This is a genomic window from Kitasatospora sp. NPDC041988 (assembly GCF_055588525.1).
Genome location: NZ_JBVJCO010000049.1, coordinates 14,637 through 16,490, shown reverse-complemented (window position 1 = coordinate 16,490; position 1,854 = coordinate 14,637). Strand labels below are relative to the sequence as shown.

The window sequence follows — 1,854 nt, the reverse complement described above, 5'->3', positions numbered from 1 at the left end:
TTCCCCCCCCCCCCCCCCCCCCCCCCCCCCCCCCCCCCCCCCCCCCCCCCCCCCCCCCCCCCCCCCCTTCCCCCCCCCCCCTCCTTCCCCCCCCCCCCCCGACGGCGGGCGGGCCTCACCCGGGGCGCGTCGACGCGGGCCTCACCCGGCGGGCGCGATCCGGCGGCCGTCGCGGGCGGAGTAGAGGGCGAGCGCCTCGACCGGGCAGAAGTCGACCGCCTCGGCCAGCTTCGCCGTCAGCGGCTCCCCGACAGGGTGCGCGCCGGCCGGCCGCGGCGCCCGCACCGGGTGGGCCAGTCCGTCGGCGCCGAGCACCAGCGACCCGGGCACGGCGAGTGCGCACATGCCCGAGCCGACGCAGCGCCCGTGGTCGACGCGGACCACCACCGGGTCGGTGACCGCCGGCCCCGCGGGCCGCGCCGCGTCGGCCGTCACCAGGTGACCTGGAGGGTGTGCGGACTGCGGGTCACCAGGCCGCGCCGCCAGTCGATGGCGTCCGTCGGCGCGGTGAGCCGCAGCGCGGGCAGCCGGCGGGCCAACCGGTGCAGGGCCAGCTCCAGTTCCATCCGGGCCAGCCAGGCGCCCAGGCAGTGGTGCGGTCCGGCGCCGAAGGTCAGCATCGGCGCGGCCGGCGGGGAGAACAGCTCGGTCAGCAGGTCACCGGTGAAGACCTCCGGGTCCTGGTTGGCCGTGCCGGTATCGGCGGCGACGACGCTGCCGGCCGGGATCACCACACCGCCGATCTCCACGTCCTCGGTGCTGCGCCGCAGCAGTCCGGGGAGGTGGGCGGTGTCCACGAGCGGGATGGCGCGCAGCAGTTGTTCGGTGGCGGCCGCCGCGCTCTGTTCGTCGGAGGCGAGCCGCTGCCAGGCCTCGCGGCCGTCGCCGAGCAGGTAGACCAGGGCGTTGCCGAGCGCGGTCATGGTGGTCTCGTGCCCGGCCACCACCAGGCCGATCACCAGCGAGACGAGCTGCGGCTCGGTGATGTCGCCGTTCTCCCCGGCCGCCTCCAGCAGGCTGCTGACCAGGTCCTCGCCCGGGGCGGCGCGGCGCTCGGCGATCAGCTCGACGCTGAAGTCGGCGAACTCCGCCAGCGCCGTCCGGATCGCCTCGGCGGAGTACGCGGTGGTGGCGAGCGCGTGGTCGCTCCAGTGCCCGAGGCGCTTGCCGTCCAGGCCGTCCAGCCCCATCAGCCGGCTGATGACGGCCGTCGGCAGCGGGCGGGTGTAGGCGGCGACGATGTCGGTGGGCGAGCCCTGGTCGATCAGCTCGTCGAGCAGGCCCTCGACCACCGAGGCCACCCATGGCCGCCACCGGGCGATCGCGCGCGGGGTGAACGCCCGCTGCACGGTGCGGCGCAGCCGCTGGTGCTCGGCGCCGTCGAGGCTGAGCAGGCCCTGCGGGTCGTCCAGGAGGTTCGGGACCAGCGAGACCGGGGGCGCGTCGGGGGCGAGCAGCGGTGCGCGGCCCAGCCGAGGGTCGGTCAGCACCTGCCGGACGTCGGCGTGGCGGCTGACCAGCCAGACCGGGGTGCCGGTGGGGAGCGTGCCGAGCCGCGGCGGGCCAGGGGCCAGGCGGCGCACGCAGTGCAGCGGGGGGAGCGGGGGCTCGGCGGTGTCGGTTGCGATGGCGGCTTGGGCGCTACCGGTGCCGGCGCGGGGGGCACTGTTCTCGGCGGACATCCGTACTCCAGACTCCAGGGCGGTGGGCGGCGCGTGGCGGCCCGGCGGGGGGGGGGGGGGGGGGGGGGGGGGGGGGGGGGGGAGGGGGGGGGGAGGGAGGGGGGGGGGGGGGGGGGGGTGTCGAGGAGGGATTTGGTGGCAGGCAGGGTGGCGTCGACGCTCGTGGAGTCCA

At 78.0% G+C, this 1,854-nt stretch carries 2 protein-coding genes; both read right to left on the bottom strand.

Annotated elements, in window-relative coordinates; translation table 11 throughout:
* Positions 1-141: 141 nt before the first annotated feature.
* On the bottom strand, positions 142-435 hold the full coding sequence (locus ACZ6NC_RS34165) for a ferredoxin (RefSeq protein WP_465737751.1): 294 nt from the start codon (positions 433-435) through the stop codon (positions 142-144).
* A complete protein-coding gene (locus tag ACZ6NC_RS34160; protein ID WP_465737750.1) occupies positions 432-1,682 on the bottom strand; it encodes a cytochrome P450 in 1,251 nt (416 codons plus the stop codon). The genes ACZ6NC_RS34165 and ACZ6NC_RS34160 overlap by 4 nt, the downstream gene beginning before the upstream one ends.
* Between the last annotated feature and the right edge of the window lie 172 nt (positions 1,683-1,854).

Bases quoted from the DNA above. Each gene is read 5' to 3' on its own strand.
- ACZ6NC_RS34160 (WP_465737750.1), bottom strand. From the start codon at position 1,682: ATGTCCGCCGAGAACAGTGCCCCCCGCGCCGGCACCGGTAGCGCCCAA.